The 19,381-nt window shown below is 61.1% G+C and carries 20 protein-coding genes and 1 pseudogene; 11 read left to right on the top strand and 10 right to left on the bottom strand.

Features of this window, described 5'->3' with window-relative positions; translation table 11 throughout:
- Positions 1–161: 161 nt before the first annotated feature.
- Positions 162–416, top strand: a complete 255-nt coding sequence (locus GV818_RS04995) for a DUF2790 domain-containing protein (RefSeq protein WP_161754817.1) — start codon at positions 162–164, stop codon at positions 414–416.
- Between the two features lie 60 nt (positions 417–476).
- Here the strand turns inward: GV818_RS04995 and GV818_RS04990 are convergent, their stop codons facing one another.
- A complete protein-coding gene (locus tag GV818_RS04990) occupies positions 477–740 on the bottom strand; it encodes a DUF1652 domain-containing protein (RefSeq protein WP_161754818.1) in 264 nt (87 codons plus the stop codon).
- Positions 741–1,255: 515 nt separating this feature from the next.
- Here GV818_RS04990 and eco point away from each other — a divergent pair.
- Positions 1,256–1,732, top strand: coding sequence for a serine protease inhibitor ecotin (eco, locus tag GV818_RS04985; protein ID WP_161754820.1), 477 nt, complete (start codon positions 1,256–1,258; stop codon positions 1,730–1,732).
- A gap of 28 nt (positions 1,733–1,760) precedes the next feature.
- On the top strand, positions 1,761–2,066 hold the full coding sequence (locus GV818_RS04980; RefSeq protein WP_161754822.1) for an NIPSNAP family protein: 306 nt from the start codon (positions 1,761–1,763) through the stop codon (positions 2,064–2,066).
- 46 nt (positions 2,067–2,112) lie between these two features.
- Here GV818_RS04980 and ilvA read toward each other — a convergent pair.
- A pseudogene (gene ilvA, locus GV818_RS04975) lies at positions 2,113–3,108 on the bottom strand (threonine ammonia-lyase, biosynthetic); the annotation flags it as partial.
- 315 nt (positions 3,109–3,423) lie between these two features.
- On the opposite strand from ilvA, the gene GV818_RS04970 reads away from it, so the two are divergent.
- Both GV818_RS04970 and map read left to right on the top strand, forming a co-directional pair.
- Positions 3,424–3,624, top strand: a complete 201-nt coding sequence (locus GV818_RS04970) for a ParD-like family protein (protein ID WP_161754827.1) — start codon at positions 3,424–3,426, stop codon at positions 3,622–3,624.
- Complete coding sequence (map, locus tag GV818_RS04965) at positions 3,621–4,385, top strand: type I methionyl aminopeptidase (protein ID WP_161775938.1); 765 nt, start codon at positions 3,621–3,623, stop codon at positions 4,383–4,385. The genes GV818_RS04970 and map overlap by 4 nt, the downstream gene beginning before the upstream one ends.
- 113 nt (positions 4,386–4,498) lie before the next feature.
- Here map and GV818_RS04960 read toward each other — a convergent pair whose 3' ends face one another.
- Positions 4,499–6,085, bottom strand: coding sequence for a RimK family protein (locus tag GV818_RS04960; protein ID WP_161754831.1), 1,587 nt, complete (start codon positions 6,083–6,085; stop codon positions 4,499–4,501).
- Positions 6,086–6,178: 93 nt separating this feature from the next.
- Here GV818_RS04960 and rimI point away from each other — a divergent pair, with 93 nt between their 5' ends.
- On the top strand, positions 6,179–7,285 hold the full coding sequence (gene rimI / locus GV818_RS04955; protein ID WP_161775937.1) for a ribosomal protein S18-alanine N-acetyltransferase: 1,107 nt from the start codon (positions 6,179–6,181) through the stop codon (positions 7,283–7,285).
- Positions 7,286–7,387: 102 nt separating this feature from the next.
- On the opposite strand, the gene GV818_RS04950 is transcribed toward rimI, so the two are convergent.
- The 3 genes from GV818_RS04950 to lpxO all read right to left on the bottom strand — a co-directional run bounded on the left by GV818_RS04950 (position 7,388) and on the right by lpxO (position 10,155).
- Complete coding sequence (locus tag GV818_RS04950; protein WP_161775936.1) at positions 7,388–8,539, bottom strand: PQQ-dependent sugar dehydrogenase; 1,152 nt, start codon at positions 8,537–8,539, stop codon at positions 7,388–7,390.
- Positions 8,540–8,616: 77 nt separating this feature from the next.
- A complete protein-coding gene (locus tag GV818_RS04945; RefSeq protein ID WP_161775935.1) occupies positions 8,617–8,988 on the bottom strand; it encodes a hypothetical protein in 372 nt (123 codons plus the stop codon).
- A 267-nt stretch (positions 8,989–9,255) separates the two neighbouring features.
- Complete coding sequence (lpxO, locus tag GV818_RS04940) at positions 9,256–10,155, bottom strand: lipid A hydroxylase LpxO (protein WP_161754839.1); 900 nt, start codon at positions 10,153–10,155, stop codon at positions 9,256–9,258.
- 364 nt (positions 10,156–10,519) lie between these two features.
- Here lpxO and GV818_RS04935 point away from each other — a divergent pair, with 364 nt between their 5' ends.
- The 3 genes from GV818_RS04935 (at position 10,520) to GV818_RS04925 (ending at position 14,552) form a co-directional block, all read left to right on the top strand.
- Positions 10,520–11,272: an alpha/beta fold hydrolase gene (locus GV818_RS04935; protein ID WP_161775934.1), complete on the top strand. Its 753-nt coding sequence runs from the start codon at positions 10,520–10,522 to the stop codon at positions 11,270–11,272.
- Positions 11,273–11,500: 228 nt separating this feature from the next.
- A complete protein-coding gene (locus GV818_RS04930; RefSeq protein WP_161754843.1) occupies positions 11,501–13,090 on the top strand; it encodes an ABC-F family ATPase in 1,590 nt (529 codons plus the stop codon).
- 274 nt (positions 13,091–13,364) lie between these two features.
- On the top strand, positions 13,365–14,552 hold the full coding sequence (locus GV818_RS04925; RefSeq protein WP_161775933.1) for an MFS transporter: 1,188 nt from the start codon (positions 13,365–13,367) through the stop codon (positions 14,550–14,552).
- A 1-nt stretch (position 14,553) separates the two neighbouring features.
- On the opposite strand, the gene GV818_RS04920 is transcribed toward GV818_RS04925, so the two are convergent.
- Positions 14,554–15,591 (bottom strand): alpha/beta hydrolase family protein, encoded by a 1,038-nt coding sequence (locus GV818_RS04920; protein ID WP_161754847.1) that lies wholly within the window; start codon positions 15,589–15,591, stop codon positions 14,554–14,556.
- Between the two features lie 255 nt (positions 15,592–15,846).
- Complete coding sequence (locus GV818_RS04915; protein ID WP_161754849.1) at positions 15,847–16,458, bottom strand: FMN-dependent NADH-azoreductase; 612 nt, start codon at positions 16,456–16,458, stop codon at positions 15,847–15,849.
- Between the two features lie 131 nt (positions 16,459–16,589).
- On the opposite strand from GV818_RS04915, the gene GV818_RS04910 reads away from it, so the two are divergent.
- Positions 16,590–17,498: a LysR substrate-binding domain-containing protein gene (locus tag GV818_RS04910; RefSeq protein ID WP_161754851.1), complete on the top strand. Its 909-nt coding sequence runs from the start codon at positions 16,590–16,592 to the stop codon at positions 17,496–17,498.
- A gap of 11 nt (positions 17,499–17,509) precedes the next feature.
- Positions 17,510–17,854, top strand: a complete 345-nt coding sequence (locus tag GV818_RS04905) for an MmcQ/YjbR family DNA-binding protein (protein ID WP_178124731.1) — start codon at positions 17,510–17,512, stop codon at positions 17,852–17,854.
- Here GV818_RS04905 and GV818_RS04900 read toward each other — a convergent pair.
- Entirely contained in the window at positions 17,851–18,273 is a 423-nt protein-coding gene (locus tag GV818_RS04900; RefSeq protein WP_161754855.1) for a DUF1294 domain-containing protein, read from the bottom strand. The two genes, GV818_RS04905 and GV818_RS04900, sit on opposite strands and share 4 nt — an antisense overlap.
- Positions 18,270–19,100 carry an undecaprenyl-diphosphate phosphatase gene (locus GV818_RS04895; RefSeq protein WP_161754856.1) on the bottom strand — a complete coding sequence of 277 codons (831 nt, stop codon included), beginning with the start codon at positions 19,098–19,100 and terminating at the stop codon, positions 18,270–18,272. Before GV818_RS04895 ends, GV818_RS04900 begins: the two co-directional genes overlap by 4 nt.
- Positions 19,101–19,381: the final 281 nt, after the last annotated feature.

The raw sequence follows: 19,381 nt of genomic DNA, 5'->3' as shown, positions 1-19,381 counted from the left end.
TCAGGATAATCATTAGCTCCCTACTGACTTAATCGGCGGTTAATCCTGCAGGTCAACAGTGTCCTCGACCGCGCTAACTCAGATCTTTCTGATGCGCTGCGCGGCAAGTTCTACGCCTGATGGGCGCTGAACTGACGTTCAGTCTGTAGAGGAGAAGCGCCATGAACCTGCGTATCGGCTTGACCGCTGTCCTGCTGCTCAGTGCCGCCAGCGGCCTGGCCCAGGCGGACAGCACCACAGCTGTGCCCTATCACTATGGAATGCCTGTGCACGTGGCCAAGGTGATCTCGATGAGCGAACCTGAAACCCAGGATTGCAAAGTGATCACCGCCGACATGAAGTACATCGACAATGCCGGCAAGCCCGAGGAGATCACCTACCGCAAGCTGTCGGACGCCTGCAGCAATCAGAATTGAGGCACGAAGTGCAGTATTGAGTCTGGCGAGGGAAGCGCTTCCCTCGCCATGGTGGCACCCTCAATGAGCCCGTTTGAGGGCCGTGACATGCCCCGGGTTGTGGGCCAGGTCGTAACGTAATTCAGCAATCAGTTCATTGATTTCACGGCAGCCATTGAGGTGCGCGGCGTCGATGCCGGTCACCACCAGGTCGACCCGGTCGGTCTCATGGTCACCGAAGACTTTCACTGTCATCGACAGGTCAGGGCTCAGGGTGCATTGGCAACGTTTGGGCAGGAAACTGCTTTCAATGATGTTGCGCAGTTCCAGGGTAGATAAAAACATGGCGACTCTCTCCTTTTTTCGAGACGGCCAATCAATTGGCAAACAGCTTCACAGCACTGACGTCCGTGTTCGGTAGTGATCCGGCTCGGTCCTGATAGTCCTTGCAGACAGAGCCAAGTCACAGACTAAGCCGCTTTTACGCCCTTGCTAAATTCGATTTCGCTCTGAGTACCGGGCTTTTGGACCTGAATCGGCGATCGCCGGCAAAGGCCGCAGCCGGCTCCCTCTATCTGCCTGCAAACGGTGATTTTCAGGGCCTTGCTCAGCGCGGTCTGAACGTTCTGGAGCAGGAAGCGTGCCTGGATCGACGTTGCGTCGCCGCCTGTCAAATCAACGCCTTGGCAATTCCGAGCCATACCAGGTGCAAGAAACAGCCTTGACCACCTTGCAACATATCCGGTGATATAGGCGGGTTTGCATGGGCGCTTTCGCGCCCTGCAGAATGCCCGGGTTGGGTTTAACCTTCGGCTCCAGCCAAACGGCTGGATGCCCTGCTCAACAAGCCAGGAGGCGTTATGCGTCTGATCCCCCTTTCCACTGCAATTGTGCTTTCGATCCTGTCGGTGTCGGCCTTGGCCGCCAAGCTTGAAGACACCGCGCCCTACCCCAAGGCCGAAGACGGCTTCACCCGCCAGGTAATCCACCTGCCCAAACAGCCCCATGAAGATCGCTACAAGGTCGAGATCCTCGCCGGCAAGATCCTCACCGTGGACTGCAACCAGCAGCGCCTGGGTGGCAACCTGGAAGAGAAGAACCTCGAAGGCTGGGGCTACCCCTACTACCGCCTGGAAAAAGTCAGCGGGCCTATGAGCACGCTGATGGCCTGCCCCGACGGCAAGACCCGCAAGGATTTCGTAGCAGTGATCGGTGAAGGCTTTGTCCTGCGCTACAACAGCAAACTGCCCATCGTGATCTATGCCCCCAAGGACGTCGAGGTGCGCTATCGCCTGTGGAGCGCCAGCGACAAGGTCGAGCCCGCCCGTCAGGAATAATCCGCCGTCATTACCAGGAGCACTGTCCTTGATTACTTGCCACGTCAAATATGTGATCGATCCTTACCAGTTGGCCGAGTTCGAAGCCTATTCCAAGGCCTGGATCGCGGTCGTCCGGCGCTTGGGCGGCACTCACCATGGTTATTTCCTGCCATCCGAGGGCGCCAGCAATATTGCCTACTGCCTGTTCAGCTTTGCGTCACTGGCAGATTACGAAGCCTATCGCCAGGCGGCCTTGACCGATGCCGAAAGCGTGGCCCTGGTGGCCTCGGTGGTGGAGAAGAAGTTCATCCTCAACTACGAGCGCAGCTTCATGCGCCCCCTGTTGTCCTGAGGCCCGTCGCAGCCGGCAAGCCGAGCGCCGGCTACAAGGGGGGGCACAGCGCCGCACGCTCGACCACATGGCGCAGGCTGTCGAAGTTGATGTTGGCTCCCGAGTCGATGGCCACCAAGGTCTGCCCAGTGGCCCCGCTTTGCGCCACGTACTCCTTGATTCCGGCCACCGCCAACGCTCCCGAAGGCTCGGTGATCGAGCGGGTGTCATCGTAGATGTCCTTGATCGCAGCACACAGTTGGTCATTGCTGACGCTGATCACCTGGTCCACGTGGTGCCGGCAGATCTCGAAACCATGCTCGCCGATCTGCGCCACCGCAACGCCGTCGGCAAAGGTGCCCACTGTCGGCAAGATCACCCGCTCCCCGGCCGCCAGCGCTTGCTGCAGGCAATTGGAGTGCTCGGATTCGACGCCAATGATACGGACCTCTGGCCGCAGGTATTTGACGTAGGCGGCAATCCCGGCGATCAGCCCGCCACCGCCCACCGGGACGAAGATCGCGTCCAGCGCTCCCTGCTGCTGACGCAGGATCTCCATGGCCACGGTGCCTTGCCCGGCAATCACCAGCGGATCGTCAAAAGGAGAGACGAAAGTCCCGCCCGAGCTCTGCGCAAGGCTCAGGGCATGGGCCAGGGCAAAGGGGAAGCTTTCGCCATGCAGGATCGCCTCGGCGCCTCGGCTGCGCACGCCCAACACCTTGAGCCCGGGAGTGCTGGCGGGCATCACGATGGTCGCCTTGATGCCCAGTTCACGCGCCGCCAAGGCCACTCCCTGTGCGTGATTGCCAGCGGACGCGGTGATCACTCCGCGTTGTCTTTGCTCATCACCAAGCTGTGCCAGGCGGTTGTAGGCACCGCGGATCTTGAAGGAAAAGGTCGGCTGCAGGTCTTCGCGCTTGAGCAAGACCTGGTTGCCCAACCGTTGCGACAGCGCCGGTGCCACCTGCAGGGGCGTGCAGATCGCCAGGTCATACACCGGCGCGGCAAGAATCATCTTCACATAGCGCGCCAGCAAGGCCATGTCGGCGCTGGGTGGGGCCATGCTGGCAAAACGACTGAGTGGACTCATGGTGGATCTCCTGGCGGTGTTCAAAGCCCGGGAGACAGAGAGAAAAAACCCGCCTCCAGGGCGGGTTGGGTGCAGTCGTCAGCAAGCCCGCCAATAAGGAATGGCGGTAATAATGCTTGGCTGGGAACGCAAGGATGGAAAACTCATGGCTGGAAATTAACCAATCCGGATGGCGGCTGCAAGCACCAGGCAACGGGTTTTTCTGTTGCTGCGTGAAGCTTGCCACTTGAGCCGGCATATACGAAACATATATGCTTCGTATATTTCCTCAAGAGAGCCGCAATCAACATGGGCATCGTCAAGATCTCCGATGAACTGCACGAGCAGATCCGTGTGGCCAGTGCCGCGATGGATCGCTCAATCAACGCCCAGGCCGAGTTCTGGATGAAGATTGGCCTCTTGGCCGAGCTCAATCCGCACCTGGCCTATAACGACCTGATCAATGGGTTGCTGCTGAACAAGCCTGATCTGCTCCGGGGTCGCCCATGACTCAGGCTCTGATCAAGACCCCGGAGCAACTGGCGCTGATGCGCGAAGCCGGGCGCCTGCTGGCCCAGGTGTTCACCTTTCTCGACGGCTTTGTCGCCCCTGGCCTGTCCACCATGGAACTGGACAGCGCGGTGGAACAGCTGATCCGTCATGAGCTCAAGGCGCGCCCGGCGAGCAAGGGCCAATACAACTACCCCTACTGCATCAACACCTCGATCAACGAGGTGGTGTGCCACGGCATGCCCCACCCCAAGGCGCTGCTCAAGGACGGCGACATCATCAATATCGACATCACCCTGGAGAAGAACGGCTACATCGCCGACTCCAGCAAGATGTACCTGATCGGCAACGTCGGGCCCAAGGCCAGGCGCCTGGTGGACACCACGTTCGAGGCCCTGTGGGCGGCAATCAAGGTGGTGCGCCCGGGGGCCCGGCTGGGCGACATCGGCCATGCCATCCAATCCCTGGCCGAAACCAAAGGCTACAGCGTGGTCCGCGAATACTGCGGCCACGGCATTGGCCGGCAGATGCATGAAGAACCGCAGGTCCTGCATTTCGGGCGGCCCGGCACGGGCCTGGAGTTGCGTGAAGGCATGGTCTTCACCATCGAGCCGATGCTCAACCAGGGCAGCGCCCGGGTGCGTGGACTCAAGGACGGCTGGACCGTGGTTACCCGCGACAACGGGCTCTCCGCCCAGTGGGAACACACCGTGGCGGTGACCCGGGACGGCTTTGAGGTGCTGACCCTGCAGGCGCAATAAACTCCGCACGTTCGTGGCACTGTCGATCCGCAGAGGCACAGCCAGTGTCCGCCAGCCGAGGCACCGCCTGCACGCCGCCAGAGGCTGGTGGATATCCGTGGGTCGACGCCACCTCACCAGGCCTGGCCGCGGCGCTTGAGCTCCAGGCGGCGGACGAACTCCTCCAGCACCAGGGAGTACAGATCGTCCTGCAGGTAGGCGTCTTCGATGCCGGCATCGAGGTTGGGGTTGTCGTTGACCTCGATCACCACCACCTTGTCGCCGGACTGCTTGAGGTCGACTCCGTACAGGCCGTCGCCGATCAGGTTGGCGGTCTTCACTGCCAGTTCCACCACCGCTCGCGGTGCTTCGTGGATCGCCAGGGTACGGCACTCGCCGTTGATGTCCTGGCCCTTGGCCTTGTGGTTGTAGATCTGCCAGTGGCCCTTGGACATGAAGTACTGGCAGGCAAAGATCGGCTTGCGGTTGAGCACGCCAATACGCCAGTCGTACTCGGTGTAGAAAAACTCCTGGGCCAGCAGCAGCACCGAATGTTCGAACAGTTCGGCAGTCGCCTCGAGCAGCGCCTGCTGGCTTTCAACCTTGATCACCCCGCGGGAGAAACAACCGTCTGGAATCTTCAGCACCAGCGGAAAGCCCAGGCGCTCGCCGACCCGTTCGAAGTCTTCCGGTCGCTCCTTGTAGAGGATTTCGGTGGCGGGCATGGCCAACTGATGCCCCTTGAGCAGGTCGCTGAGGTAGACCTTGTTGGTGCAGCGCAGGATCGATGCGGGGTCGTCCATCACCACCAACCCTTCGCTTTCGGCTTTCTTGGCAAAGCGGTAGGTGTGGTTGTCGACGCTGGTGGTTTCGCGGATCAGCAAGGCGTCGTATTCGGCCAGGCGAGAGTAATCCTTCTTCTCGATCAGCTCGACATCGATCCCCAGGCCCTTGCCCACCCGGATAAAACTCTCCAGTGCCCTGGCGTTTGAGGGTGGCAGCGCTTCCTGGGGATCGTGGAGTATCGCCAGGTCATAACGTGCCAGCCGCTTGGAGCGCGGAACACGCCAGACCTTGCGACTGAAACTGTCCAGGGAGTTGGCGAATTGATCTTCCTGGTCTTCGCGCAACTTATGCAGCGCACCAAACTTTACACCTTCGATGTGCCAACTGTTAGTTCGTTTGAAATCAACTAGCAAAATTGGGCAAGGGAACAGTTCAAACAATTGGCGAGCCAATTCTTGCAGCGGCTCGATATGCGTCTTGCCGAAATAGAGCGTCAGGGTAAACCCTTCGGTATCGCTGTACAGGTGATTGCTCAGGGCTTTTTCCAGGGTTTTATCCAGATCGTCCAAGGCCAGTCCGTAGAGCGCCTTGCGGGTCAGTTCACTGATCGTCCGCACCGTTGGAATCACCCGGTGACCCCGGGCTTCCGCCAGCAGCGAGCAGTAGTAGCCGTGCCCCAGGTACTTGTAGCTGCGGCACAGGTTGATCACTTGAAGCCTTTTCCCCGGCTCGCTTTCGCGGCTTTGCTCGAGGTATTCCTGGGCGGTGAGCATGTCTTCGCTGGGGAAGTAGGAGGCCCAGTCTTCCTTGCGCTCGACAATGATGATGACCTGGCTGGAAATCTTATCGACTTGAGTAAAATAACCTGTCGAAGTGATTGTCGCCGGCAAACTTTGCTCGGATACTTCTCGCCAATGACCTTGTACCGCTGACATAAAGTTCGCTCTCGCTGAAGAACCTGACCCTTTCTATTAAGCACGAACTTTTTCCGAAGTCTCGTTCCGTTACGCAACTTTTACGGCGGTTATATGGATCTTGTCTTTCGCACTGCAACCCCAGCCGACCTGCCGGCTTTGGTGAGCCTGGAACAGCAATGCTTCACCAGCGACCGGCTGACGCCACGCAGCTTCCAGTGGATGATCAACCGCGCCCACGGGCAATTGCTGGTGGCCGAACACCAGAAGCGCTTGTTGGGTTATGCCCTGGTGCTGTTTCATCGTGGCACCTCACTGGCGCGCCTGTACTCCATCGCCATTGCCGAGGACGCCCGGGGCCTGGGCCTGGGCAAACGCCTGCTGCAACGGATCGAAGCCTGTGCCCTGGCCCATGACTGCGCTTACCTGCGGCTTGAAGTGCGCAGCGACAACCCGGCGGCAATCGCCTTGTACGAGCGCCATGGTTATCGGCGTTTCGCCCGGATCCACGACTACTACGAGGACCATGCCGATGCCCTGCGCCTGGAGAAACGCATCCTTGAGCACCGCGAGACCCGCAGTATCCGCGTGCCGTACTACCAGCAGACCACCGACTTCACCTGCGGTCCGGCCTGCCTGTTGATGGCCATGGCTGCACTGCAACCATCAAGGCCGCTGGAGCGCCGCGAAGAACTGCAGATCTGGCGTGAAGCCACCACCGTATTCATGACCGCCGGGCATGGCGGCTGCAGCCCCCAGGGACTGGCCCTGTCCGCCTGGCGCCGTGGCTTTGCCGTGCGTCTGCAGGTCAACAGCGCCGGGCCGCTGTTTCTCAACGGCGTGCGCGACGAGCATAAAAAGGACGTCATGCGCCTGGTCCACGACGAGTTCTGCAAGGAATTGGATGCCAGCGAGGTGCAGCAGGTGCTGGGCGGTCCGCTGGACTTGCCGAGGTTATTGGCGCAGGGCGGCCAGCCCCTGGTACTGATCAGCAGCTACCGCCTGACCCGCTCCAAGGCGCCGCACTGGGTGATAGTGACCGACTGCGACGAGGAATTCGTCTACTTGCATGATCCGGATGTCGATCACAGCCAACACCGGCAGCCGATGGACTGCCAGCACCTGCCGGTGAGCCACGGCGAGTTCGACAAGATGTGCAGCTTTGGCAGCAGCAAGCTGCGAGCCGCCGTAATCCTCAGCGTAACGCCGCGCCCATCGTAGGATGCCGGCTTGCCGGCGAAGAGGAGCGCAGCGCTGCAGCCTCCTCGTCGACACCTTCGCTGGCAGCTCAGCTCCCGTGCAAGCCGGCTCCTGCAGGACGGGTTATTCCAGGCCGACCTTGTACAGCACCCCCTGGTCTTCGTCGGTGAGGATATAGAGGTAGCCGTCCGGCCCCTGGCGCACGTCACGAATACGCGCCTTGAGGTCGCCTAGCAGACGCTCTTCATGCTCGACCCGATCGCCATCGAACTGCAGGCGGATCAGCTCGCGGCTGGCCAGGGCGCCAATGAAGACGTTGTGCTGCCAGGGCTTGAAGCGCTCACCGGCATAGAACGCCATGCCGCTGATGCCGGGGGATTTCTCCCAGACATGGTGCGGTGCCACGCTGCCCGGTGCAGTCTGGCCGCCGGCCTCGGGAATTGGCTGGCCGGAATAGTCGATGCCGTGGGTCGCCTGGGGCCAGCCGTAGTTCTTGCCACGTTCGATGATGTTGATCTCGTCACCGCCCTTGGGCCCGTGCTCGTTCTCCCACAAGGTGCCATTCCAGGGGTTGAGCGCCGCTCCCTGGGGGTTGCGATGGCCATAGCTCCAAATCTCCGGGCGCACCCCGGGCTGCCCGACAAAGGGGTTGTCCTCCGGTACCCGACCGTCCGGGTACAGGCGCACAATCTTGCCCTGGAGCTTGTCCAGGTCCTGGGCGGTAGGCCGGTCGTTGTTTTCCCCCAGGGTAATGAACAGGTAGCCATCACGGTCGAACACCAAGCGTGAACCGAAGTGGTTGCCCGTGGACAGCTTCGGCTCCTGGCGGAAGATCACCTGGAAGTCCTTGAGCCCGCTCAGGTCCTCGGCCAGCCGGCCGCGCCCCACCGCGGTGCCGGCGGTGCCCCCTGCGCCACCGCCTTCGGCGTAGGACAGATAGACCATGCGATCCTGTTTGAAGTCCGGTGACAACACCACATCCAGCAAGCCGCCCTGACCATTGGCCCAGACTTGCGGTACCCCGCTCAAGGGCGCCGAAAGCTGGCCTTGCGGGCTGACCAGGCGCAGGTTCCCTGGCCGTTCGGTGACCAGCATGCCTTGACGATCCGGCAGGAAAGCCAGGGCCCAGGGATGGTTCAAGCCGTGTACCAGCGGTGTCAGGCGCACGCTGCCCTGCTCACTGGGATACGACTGGGAGCTGGCGGCCGAAGCCGGCACGGTGCTGCCCAGCACAATGCTGGCGCACAAGGTGGCGAAGAGAGTTTTACCCAGCATGTTCGCTTCCTTTTATCGATCAAGAGATTCCCTGGCAACCGTGTACGAGGCCGCTGCTAGCTTCCCACGCAAGCGCCTCAGCGCCGGTTGCTGTCGTCGTCTCGAGGGTTGTGCACCCGGGGATCGGGGGCTGGTGGCTGGACGCCGCCGCGTGGGTAGCCGTTGCCGATGCCGCCATTTTCCAAGGTCGGTGGTCGGCTGATCGGGGCCGTACCGGGGCCCCGAATACCCGGGTTGCTGGGCTGGGTGCCCTGCATGCTGTTGGGATTGGCTCGGCGAATCGGGTTGCTGTAAGGATCGTTGTTGCCGCTGTTGGGCAGATTTTGTGCCAGCTGCAAGGTGCTGGGGAGCTGGCTGGGCGGGAGCGCTCCAGGGGTAGCGGCCCAGGCTGCGCCGGTGGCCGAACCCAACGCGATGATGGCCGCTAAGCCGCGAACCAGACTGTTCATGACAAGCCTCCTGAGGCGTGACGGGGTATCGAATACGATTCCACGCTACGCCCAGGGTTCGGCTTTGTTAATTAAATAATCCTTCAGAACATGTAACACCCGGTATCTGCAAGGAGCCAGGTGTGCAGTCCACGGGGCTCTTTGCCATGGCGGGCGGCTTGCCGGCGAACAGGCCCTCAAGGCTTGCATCGCCCCCGCGCAGCCATCATTGGCAAGCCAGTTCCTGCAACCGCAGGAACCAACGAGAAAGCCGCGACACTGGCAGTGTCAGATATAGATGAACAACAACAGCAGCGCCGCGAAGATCGCCCACTTTTCCAGGTAGTAACGAGTGCGATTGCGCTTCTTCAGTTCCTTGCCCCGCAGGCGAATCTTGTACAGCTTGGTGAAGGCGCGATTGAGCCCCCCGGTCTTGTCACCGGCGTCATTGGGTGCACCTGCAGCGGACATCACGGTACGGCTGAACCAGCCGTTGAATGCCGCAGCCCAGCGATACTTCATCGGCCGCTCGACGTCGCAGAACAAAATGATGCGGTTCTGCTGCGTGGTGTTTTCCGCGTAGTGGATATAGGTCTCGTCGAACATCACCGCTTCGCCGTCACGCCAGTGATAGCGCTCGCCATCGACCTCGATGAAGCAGCCTTCGTCATTGGGCGTGGACAACCCCAGGTGGTAGCGGTAGGAGCCGGCATACGGGTCGCGGTGACGCACCAGTCTGGAGCCCGGTGGCAACTCGGCGAACATCGCCGCCTTGATCGAACCGATGCTCTGCACCAGTTCGGTAGTACGCGGGCACAGCTTCATCGCTGAAGGATGGCTGTCGCCGTACCACTTCAGGTAGAAGCGTTTCCAGCCGGTCTTGAAGAATGAGTTGAAACCCACATCGTTGTACTGGTCGGAGCGTTTGATCTCACCGGCCTGCAACAGGCTCTGCCCCTCGGCGCGGATCTCTTCCCAGTGCTCTTGCAGCGTGCTCATTTCGGGGAAGTCGGCTGGATCCAGATAAGGCCGGTTGGGGTGCTTGGAAAACAGATAGAGGAAGCAGTTGATGGGGGCCAGAAAGGTTGAGTGATCACTCAGTTGGCGACCCAGTTTATGGCGCACGCGCCCCCGCAGGTGTACGTAGGCAATGGATAGAACGTATACAGCGGCAATGATGAGTTTCACGGAAATGTCACACGTCAGAAGAGAACATGCTGCGCCCCTGAAAGCCCGGAGGGCCAAAGGCAAGTGGCAGCGTCTGCGTTGAAAAAAACGTAATCGGCTACGGTCTTCGTCGCCGACCCGACCCTCGGCGTCTGGCCGTCTGCTGGCATTTTAGCCACAGTTTGTAACCAATGGTTAACTCAAATTTGTGAAAAGCTGTGGTGCTTCTGTAGGAATATGCGTGTATTGCGCCAGGCTTTGATTCAGCTCAATGGAAGTCGCTCGACGGCTCTACCCCGTACTGGCCAGCTGTGTTGGCCGTGATTACCGGGGTATCCTGCACGCCGCTGACCTCCCCCTCTCCCCGGCAAGGATCGCAGAACCGATGGACTTAACACTGAGCCCGACCCTGATCCTGCTACCGGGCATGGACGGCACCGGCAGCCTGTTCGAGCCCTTGCTACAAGCCCTGGACCCGGCTTGGCCGGTACAGATCGTGCGCTACCCCAGCGATCAGCCCCTGGATTACCCGGCCCTGATCGCCCGGGTGATGGCGCAATTACCGACGGATCGGCCTTTTGTCCTGTTGGGCGAATCCTTTTCCGGCCCGGTAGCGGTGAGTGTTGCCGCCAAGTGCCCGAGCGGGTTGATGGGGCTGGTGCTCTGCAGCAGCTTTGTCTGCAATCCACGGCCCGGATTGGCGCCCCTGAGCCCGCTACTCAAGTTCCTGCCGCTGCAGCGCCTACCTTTCTGGCCGATGGACGCCCTGCTGCTGGGTGGTTTTTCCACGCCAACTTTGCGCACAGCGCTGGCCGCCGCGATTGCCCAGGTGCAGCCGCAGGTGTTGCAGGCCCGGCTGCAGGCGGTGATCGCGGTGGATGTACGCCAGGCCCTGGCCACCTTGGAGCTGCCGCTGCTGTACCTGCGCGCCCGTCGCGATCGCCTGGTGCCTTCCTCTGCTTCGGCCCTGGTCCTGCACCTGCGCCAGGATGCCCGAGTCGTGGCCATCGACGCGCCTCATTGCCTGCTCCAGGCCGCGCCTGTCGAGGCTGCGCTGCACTTGCAGCAGTTCATGCAGCGGCTGCTGAACACCAGGGCCGTGGCCAGCGGCGGATCGAGTATCGGCCATCCGAGCTAAATTCCCTGCCAGAGCGTCATACAACTGCTCGTTTACATATGCGACAATGCGCACAAATTCCAACATGCACCCCGCACCTTTTGCTCGGCAACCTGGCCTCGATGCCGGAATGTTGCGCTCGACGTACGCCCGCTGGCTCAGTTCCACACCCAGACCGGCCCGACCTGGAAGGCTCCAGATCGCGCTCTGTGGATTCGGCCCAGCGCTAAATCATTGGTAGGTAAGTAATTGATCTCCACAGCTAACATCACCATGCAGTTCGGCGCCAAGCCGTTGTTCGAGAACGTTTCGGTCAAGTTCAACGGTGGCAACCGTTACGGCCTGATTGGCGCCAACGGTTGCGGCAAGTCGACCTTCATGAAAATCCTCGGTGGCGACCTCGATCCGTCGGGCGGCCAAGTCATGCTGGAGCCGAACGTGCGCCTGGGCAAACTGCGCCAGGACCAGTTCGCTTACGAAGAATTCAGCGTACTCGACACCGTGATCATGGGTCACGAAGAGCTGTGGAAGGTCAAGGCCGAGCGCGATCGCATCTACTCGCTGGCGGAAATGACCGAGGCCGACGGCATGGCCGTTGCTGAACTGGAAACCGACTTCGCTGAAATGGACGGCTACACCGCCGAATCCCGCGCCGGTGAGTTGCTGCTGGGCCTGGGTATCGGCATCGAGCAGCACAACGGCCCGATGAGCGAAGTGTCGCCAGGCTGGAAACTGCGCGTATTGCTGGCCCAGGCGCTGTTTTCCGATCCGGAAGTGTTGCTGCTCGACGAGCCAACCAACCACCTGGACATCAACACCATCCGCTGGCTGGAAAACATCCTCACCCAACGTTCGAGCTTGATGATCATCATCTCTCACGACCGTCACTTCCTGAACAGCGTCTGCACCCACATGGCTGACCTGGACTACGGCGAGCTGCGCCTGTTCCCGGGCAACTACGACGAATACATGACCATGGCGACCCAGTCCCGCGAGCAGTTGCTGTCGGACAACGCCAAGAAGAAAGCCCAGATCTCCGAGCTGCAATCGTTCGTCAGCCGCTTCTCGGCCAACGCCTCGAAAGCCAAGCAGGCCACTTCCCGCGCCAAGGCGATCGACAAGATCCAGCTGGCCGAAGTCAAGCCGTCGAGCCGCGTCAGTCCGTTTATCCGCTTTGACCAGACCAAGAAGCTGCACCGCCAGGCGGTCATCGTCGATCGCATGGCCAAAGGCTTTGACGGCAAGCCGCTGTTCAAGGACTTCAGCTTCCAGGTTGAAGCTGGCGAGCGCGTAGCGATCATCGGCCCGAACGGTATCGGCAAGACCACCCTGCTGCGCACCCTGGTCAACGAACTGACCCCGGACGCAGGCACCGTGAAATGGACCGACGCGGCCGAGGTCGGCTACTACGCCCAGGACCACGCTTCGGACTTCGAAGACGAATCCAACCTGTTCGACTGGATGGGCCGCTGGACCAAGGAAGGCGAACAAGTGGTTCGCGGCACCCTGGGCCGCATGCTGTTCTCCAACGACGAGATCCTCAAGTCGGTCAAGGTGATTTCCGGTGGTGAGCAAGGGCGCATGCTGTTCGGCAAGCTGATCCTGCAAAAGCCCAACGTACTGGTGATGGACGAACCGACCAACCACTTGGACATGGAATCCATCGAGGCGTTGAACCTGGCGCTGGAAAACTACCCGGGCACGCTGATCTTCGTCAGCCACGACCGTGAGTTCGTATCGTCCCTGGCCACCCGCATCATCGAGCTGAGCCCAAGTGGCGTGATCGACTTCAGCGGCACCTACGACGACTACCTGCGCAGCCAGGGTGTGGTGTTCTAAAAGCAGCGGCACGTTTCAAGCTACAAGCGTCAAGGGAAAAGCCCCGTCCAGTGTGACGGGGCTTTTTCGTATGCGCGGTCCTCCCCCTGAACCTTGTACATCGGTCATCGCCGTCACTGGCGGCAAGAGCTGGCTTGCAGGTTTCTCAACCTCGCACGGCATCGGGCAATTGCCACTGCCGGGCCGACAGGGAATAGATCGTTAGCCTGCTTCCTTTTATTTTCATGGCACGCGATGATGCATCTCTCTAACCGCCGCCCGCGAACGAGCCTTCATGCCCGAGCCACAAACGCCCGCTCAAAGTTCCATGGCGATCACCCTGCAGATCGTCTCCATCGTCTTCTATACCTTTATCGCCTTTATCTGCATCGGCCTGCCGATTGCCGTGTTGCCGGGGTATGTGCACGGGCAATTGGGCTTCAGTGCAGTAGTCGCGGGGTTGACCATCGGTTCCCAGTACCTGGCGACCCTGCTCAGCCGGCCCATGGCCGGGCGCATGTCGGACACGGTGGGCACCAAGCGCTCGATCATCTACGGGCTCTTGGGGATCCTGCTCAGCGGTGTGCTGACACTGGTTTCCGGGCTGCTGGAAAGCCTGCCACTGCTGAGCCTGAGCATCCTGCTCGGGGGCCGTGTGCTGTTGGGCGTGGCCCAGGGATTGATCGGAGTCGGCACCATCAGCTGGTGCATGGGCCAGGTCGGTGCCGAACATACTGCACGATCGATTTCCTGGAACGGTATCGCCTCCTACGGCGCCATCGCGATCGGTGCACCGCTTGGGGTGGTGATGGTCGAGCAATACGGTTTTGCTAGCCTCGGCATCGCCCTGTCGAGCCTGGCGCTACTGGCCCTGATACTGATCCGCAACAAACCCTCGGTGCCGGTGATTCGCGGTGAGCGCTTGCCGTTCTGGGCGGTGTTCGGGCGCATCGCGCCCTTCGGTGCCAGCTTGAGCCTGGCCTCCATCGGCTACGGCACCCTGACCACCTTCATTACCCTGTTCTACCTGAGCCGCGGCTGGACTGGCGCCGCTTATTGCCTGACGGTATTCGGGGTGTGCTTTATCTTCTCGCGGTTGCTGTTCATCTCCTGCATCAGCCGTTTTGGGGGGTTTTCCTCGGCGATTGCCTGCATGTGCATCGAGACCCTGGGGCTGATCCTGCTCTGGCTCGCACCCTCCACTGCCTGGGCACTGATCGGCGCCGGGCTTACCGGGTTCGGCCTGTCGCTGGTCTACCCGGCACTGGGGGTGGAAGCCATCAAGCAGGTGCCCAGTAGCAGCCGCGGCGCCGGCTTGAGTGCCTATGCGGTGTTTTTCGATCTGGCGCTGGCGATCGCCGGCCCGTTGATGGGTGCGGTAGCGCTGAACCTGGGGTATTCCTGGATCTTCTTCGGCGCCGCTCTGCTCTCGGTCAGCGGCCTGGGGCTGACCTTGCTGCTCAAGCGCCGGGCCGGCGCCTGAGTCACTGATCCGCGGTCTGCATCCCTGCCCGGCTCGGCCTGCTCAGGGTATGGGCGAAGAACTTTCCAGCTTCGGAAATCAGGTTGCGGTGAATGTCCTCGCGGTCGACGCCATCGGCATCGGTGCACAGGGCCGGCATGGCGGCCATTTGCTCAGCGGTGCACGGCGCCATGAACACAAAGTGCCCGGCACCGGCCAGCAACTTGAAGTCCGGCGCCACCGGCAGCTTGCGCGCCAGGGCGGCGGCGTTCTTGTCCAGGGCCACCAGCTTGTCACCATCACCGCTGTACAGCAGCACCGGCACATGCACCCCGGCCAGGGTATGACGGCCGAACTTCAAGCTCAGGGGCGCCATCAGCATCAGCGCATGCACCCGTGGATCGGCTACTGGCTGCAAGTCGTCGCGGTCGACAATCAGTTCGCCCCGGGTATTGCAGGCATCGCCGTCATCGGGACGCTCCTGGCAGTAGCGCCGCAGCCGGCCCAAGTCCGGCATGGCCCCGGAGAGGATCAAGGCTGTCTCGCCACCGGCGGAGTAACCGATCACCCCCACCTGATCGGCGTCGACAAAAGGTGACAGCATCGGGTCGCCCAGGGTTGCGGTAATGGCTTCGGAGATCTGGATCGGCCGCCCATAGAGGTTGCTCAAGGTCCCCAGGCGGCTGTGATCCTTGGAATTGTCCCCGGGGTGAATCACCGCCACCACGACAAAACCTTTACGTGCCAGGGACGTGGCCAGGTCGTGCAGGGCCAGCGGCGTGCCGGTGTTGCCATGGGACAGCATCAGCATCGGGAAACGGCCGATGGCGATCTTCGCATCCCGGGACGCGGCGATCTGATAACCCTCGAGATTACTGGCATGTTCGATGCCGGTGGACGGATAGAACGCAATTGCGCGCATCGGTTGCAAGTCCAGGGGATCGAGAAAGCTCATCTCATGGAAACCGACGCTCCAGTGCGGGTGTGGCGCAGGTGCGGCCTGCACTGAAATCAGGCTGCTGAGCAGGCAAATCAGTAACATTGCACAAAGACGTTTCATCACTCGCCCACCTTTGCTGCTGGATCGAGAAAGCGCTTTCCCCCAGCCATCCCTTGCCGCCAAGGCCTTGAAGCGGTAACGGCCTGTCACCATGGATGCACAGAAAGGGGGCATTACTCCCTGCTCTGCATAACCTGGGCCAGAAACACTGAAAAACACCAATAAAAAAACTCCGCACCCTGCTCACTTAAAACAGTGAGCAGAGTACAGAGTTTAGTGGTGCTTACCGCGTCTGGAAGCGTCTTTACACAAGTATTACGCGGCAGCGAAGAGCTGTTCGCTGATCTGCACCTGAGCGTCATTCATGGCTTTGCTGCGCATCTCTTCACCGTAGGCCAGGCCGTGGGCACGAACGAATTCGATATCGGTGATGCCGAGGAAGCCGAACAGCACTTTCAGGTAGTCCTCATGGGCAACACCGGTGGCTTGACCGGCGTGCAATCCACCGGAGGTGGAGACCACGATCAGCTTTTTGCCACCGCACAGGCCTTCGGGACCGGCTTCGGTGTAACGGAAGGTCTGGCCAGCGACGGCGATGCGGTCGATCCAGGCCTTGAGCTGGGTCGGGATGGTGAAGTTGTACATCGGCGCAGCCAAGACCACCGCATCGGCATCGAGGAACTCGGCCAGGGTCTGGGCGCTGAGTTCGGCCTCGTGCTTTTGTGCAGCATCACGCAGTTCGGCGGCGGTGCCGGCAGCTACCAGGGTGGCGGCGGAAAAATGATTGATCGCATCGCCGGCCAGGTCACGGTAGGTCACCACGGCGCCCGGCTGCGCGGCCTTCCAGGCTTCAACCACGGTGTGGCTCAGCTGGCGGGAGGCCGAGTTGTCACCAAGAATGCTCGAATCGATATGCAACAGTTTCATCAGGAATCTCCAAGTGAGGACCGCCACTGAGCGATCGGATGCTGGCAATCCTACAGGTGAAACCAATAGCTGATTAGTCAGCATAAATGCGATAGTTCGTCCTATCAGCAGGACAATAGAGCCCTACTCCCATGCAAGACCTCAACGACCTGTATTACTTCGCCAAAGTGGTCGAAGCCGGTGGCTTTGCCGCGGCCGGGCGCCTCCTGGGCATTCCCAAGTCGCGCCTTTCGCGGCGCATTGCCGAACTGGAGGAGCGCCTGAAGGCGCGACTGCTGCAACGCACCACCCGCCAATTGAAGCTGACCGCCGTAGGCGAGCGTTACTTGCGCCACTGCCAGGCAATGCTGCTGGAAGCGGAAATGGCCGACGAAGCCGTGGCCAGCATGGCCAGTGAACCCCGGGGTCGTCTGCGAGTGTCGAGCCCGGTAGGCCTGGCCCATGAGTTGATGACACCCCTGGTGAGTTCCTTCCTGGAGAAGTACCCGCAGGTGCAATTGGAGATGCTGCTGCTCAACCGCCGCGTCGACCTGATCAACGAAGGCATCGATGTGGCCCTGCGGGTACGCGAACAGGGCGATGAGGATCCGCTGCTGGTGAGCCGTCGCCTGCGTCCGGCACAGACGGCGATGGTCGCCACTCCCGCGTTCCTGCGGGACAACCCGGTGGAGCATCCCGAGGACCTGCGGCGCCTGCCGATACTTGGCGCACTGGAAGCCGATCGCCTGGTGCACTTGCGCCTGCTGGACCAACAAGGCAACGCCTGTGAGCTGGCCCTGGAGGCACGCCTGGGTATCGACGATTTCATTGTCCGTCGAGCCTGCGCCCTCGCCGGCCTGGGCTGTACCATGCTGCCGATGCTGTATTGCGAGGAAGAACTGGCCAGCGGTCAGTTGGTCCAGCTACTGCCGCAGTGGTCGTTGCCCGGCGGCTGGCTGCAAGCGGTGTATCCTCACCGCCGGGGGGTGTTGCCGGCCGTACGGGCCTGGATCGAACACCTGAGCGAATCCTTCGAACGCTGTGGAGAACGACTGTTGTGAAAGCCGGAACCCTGAATGAGCAGCAAGTGGCGCAATTCTGCCTGGCCCTGCCAGGTGCGCGGGAAGACTACAAGTGGGGTGGCGTACGAGTCTTCTCGATCGCCGGCAACAAGATGTTCGCCGTGCAGAACCTGCGGGGCGACTCCCTGGCGTTCAAGGTCGATCAGCAACTGTTCCTCGGTCACGTCGATCGGCCGGGCATCGCCCCGGCGCCCTATCTGGCCCGAGCGCACTGGATCATCATGCAAACGCCCTACCCGCTGGGCGCCGAGGAACTCAAGGCGTTGCTGCAGCGCTCCCACCAACTGGTGGCAAGCAAGTTGCCCAAGCGGGTCCAGACCGGCCTCTTGCTCTAGAGCAGCGTCAGCAGGCTGTTCTCCAGGAACAGCCGGTCGATCCAGTACACCTGATGCAGCGCCACGATCAACCAGAACAGAGCCTGGTAGGACACCTTGCGGGTCTTGTGGCGCAGCAGTTGCTGCGCCAGCAAGGCACCGGGCCAGCCACCGGCCAGCTCCAGTGCGTGCAGGACATTCTCCGGGACTCTCTGACCCTCGACCCGGGCTCGGCGCTTGTCGTGCCAATACACCAGGAACGTCAGCAGGCTGACCACGCCATAGGCGGCCAGGGGAATCAGCGAGATCCCCCGCCACCACAGGGACAATGAGCCAAACAGCGGCAGCCCGCACAACAGCACAAACGCCAGCAGCTTGGCCCGTGGATGCTGGATGCGCACGCCGTTGCCAGAGCGCGAATCACCACGCGAGGCCGTCATGACTTGGCCGCCGCCCAGTCGATCCAGCCGAACTGCCAGGTCGCCAGGATCAACAGGCCGAAGGCGATGCGGTACCAGGCGAACGCCGCATAGCTGTGGCTGGCGATGAATTTCAGCAGGCCCTTGACGGCGATCATGGCGAAGATGAAGGCGGTGACAAACCCTATGGCGAACACCGGGAAATCATCGGGCTGGAACAGGTGCCGGTATTTGTAGCCGGAGTACACCGCAGCACCGACCATGGTCGGCATTGCCAGGAAGAACGAGAACTCGGTGGCCGTCTTGCGTGACAGGCCGAACAACAACCCGCCGATAATCGTCGAGCCGGAGCGCGAGGTGCCTGGGATCATCGCCAGGCATTGGGCACAACCGACCTTGAGCGCATCTTTCCAGGTAATTTCATCCACGCTCTCGGCATGCACCTGATGCTGCCGGCGCTCGGCCCAGAGCATGATGATGCCGCCGATCACCAGGGCCGTGGCCACAGTGATGGGATTGAACAGGTAGGCATGGATCAGGTCGGCAAAAATCACCCCCAGCACCACCGCCGGGAAAAAGGCGATCAGCAGGTTGACGGTGAAGCGCCGGGCCTTCGGCTGGGTCGCCAGGCCGCTCACCACCTCGAGGATCTTGCGCCGGAACTCCCAGACTACGGCCAGGATCGCGCCCAATTGAATGATGATGTTGAAGGCTATCGCCCGCTCGCCACCGAAATTCAGCAAGTCGGCCACGATAATCTGGTGCCCGGTGCTGCTGATGGGTAAAAACTCGGTCAGGCCTTCGACAATCCCGAGTATCAATGCTTGTGCGGCGGTCCAAAGATCCATCCATCCCCCATGAGGCTATGCTCCTGGCATGCCTCTTTTTAAGTAGTCAAAGCGTTCACTGCGTCGAGCGCCACCGAGATTTCGGTGCCTGTAAGCTAAACACAAGCCCATGAAAATCCTCTGAAAATTTCAGAAAGATTGAGGTTTTGCGCGAAGCCGCCGAAATCCTAGCAGACAGGCGCAAAACGCGCCGCGATGTTATTGGACTTCCGTAGGGTTGGCGCTCAGAGGCAGGCATGCTTGGATGCTCGCGGCCTTTTATGACAAGAACAAGAATCTGG

Source organism: Pseudomonas sp. Fl4BN1 (assembly GCF_009908285.1).
Taxonomy (GTDB): Bacteria; Pseudomonadota; Gammaproteobacteria; order Pseudomonadales; family Pseudomonadaceae; genus Aquipseudomonas.
Note: the sequence above shows the minus strand (reverse complement) of the source record. Positions and strands in the feature narration are given on the sequence as shown.

Coding starts and splice junctions, on each gene's coding strand:
- GV818_RS04995 (WP_161754817.1), top strand. CDS start 162: ATGAACCTGCGTATCGGCTTGACCGCTGTCCTGCTGCTCAGTGCCGCC.
- GV818_RS04945 (WP_161775935.1), bottom strand. CDS start 8,988: ATGAACAGTCTGGTTCGCGGCTTAGCGGCCATCATCGCGTTGGGTTCG.
- GV818_RS04915 (WP_161754849.1), bottom strand. CDS start 16,458: ATGAAACTGTTGCATATCGATTCGAGCATTCTTGGTGACAACTCGGCC.
- rimI (WP_161775937.1), top strand. CDS start 6,179: ATGGATCTTGTCTTTCGCACTGCAACCCCAGCCGACCTGCCGGCTTTG.
- GV818_RS04920 (WP_161754847.1), bottom strand. CDS start 15,591: ATGAAACGTCTTTGTGCAATGTTACTGATTTGCCTGCTCAGCAGCCTG.
- eco (WP_161754820.1), top strand. CDS start 1,256: ATGCGTCTGATCCCCCTTTCCACTGCAATTGTGCTTTCGATCCTGTCG.
- GV818_RS04900 (WP_161754855.1), bottom strand. CDS start 18,273: ATGACGGCCTCGCGTGGTGATTCGCGCTCTGGCAACGGCGTGCGCATC.
- GV818_RS04960 (WP_161754831.1), bottom strand. CDS start 6,085: ATGTCAGCGGTACAAGGTCATTGGCGAGAAGTATCCGAGCAAAGTTTG.
- GV818_RS04950 (WP_161775936.1), bottom strand. CDS start 8,539: ATGCTGGGTAAAACTCTCTTCGCCACCTTGTGCGCCAGCATTGTGCTG.
- GV818_RS04990 (WP_161754818.1), bottom strand. CDS start 740: ATGTTTTTATCTACCCTGGAACTGCGCAACATCATTGAAAGCAGTTTC.
- GV818_RS04935 (WP_161775934.1), top strand. CDS start 10,520: ATGGACTTAACACTGAGCCCGACCCTGATCCTGCTACCGGGCATGGAC.
- map (WP_161775938.1), top strand. CDS start 3,621: ATGACTCAGGCTCTGATCAAGACCCCGGAGCAACTGGCGCTGATGCGC.
- GV818_RS04895 (WP_161754856.1), bottom strand. CDS start 19,100: ATGGATCTTTGGACCGCCGCACAAGCATTGATACTCGGGATTGTCGAA.
- GV818_RS04910 (WP_161754851.1), top strand. CDS start 16,590: ATGCAAGACCTCAACGACCTGTATTACTTCGCCAAAGTGGTCGAAGCC.
- GV818_RS04925 (WP_161775933.1), top strand. CDS start 13,365: ATGCCCGAGCCACAAACGCCCGCTCAAAGTTCCATGGCGATCACCCTG.
- GV818_RS04970 (WP_161754827.1), top strand. CDS start 3,424: ATGGGCATCGTCAAGATCTCCGATGAACTGCACGAGCAGATCCGTGTG.